We start from the raw sequence: 266 nt of genomic DNA, 5'->3' as shown, positions 1-266 counted from the left end.
CAAGGCGGAGCTGTCGCCCCATGGCGACTAAAACGATCGCATACACAGCGGAAGAGGTTGACCTGATCGCGACCGTGGGAGAGCGGCAGCTTGACTGGGGTTGTGATACGCTGAAACCCCTCAGAAAGCGGATCAAGCAGTTCTATCTCGAGGATCAGGGCCTGCAATGCTGCTACTGCCGCCGCCGCAACGCCACTACCCATGGGCGCGCGTGGGACATCGAGCACGTCATCGCCCAGTCCTCGCATCCGAGCTTCATGTTCGAG

At 60.5% G+C, this 266-nt stretch carries 1 protein-coding gene; it reads left to right on the top strand.

Annotation, left to right across the window (positions count from 1 at the left end; genetic code table 11):
- Positions 1-20: 20 nt before the first annotated feature.
- Positions 21-266, top strand: a 246-nt coding sequence (locus ACM0OW_RS25845) for a hypothetical protein (RefSeq protein WP_414553577.1), incomplete at its 3' end; no start/stop codon positions are given.

Source organism: Anabaena sp. CCY 0017 (assembly GCF_963920885.1).
Classification (GTDB): Bacteria; Cyanobacteriota; Cyanobacteriia; order Cyanobacteriales; family Nostocaceae; genus Nodularia.
Note: the sequence above shows the minus strand (reverse complement) of the source record. Positions and strands in the feature narration are given on the sequence as shown.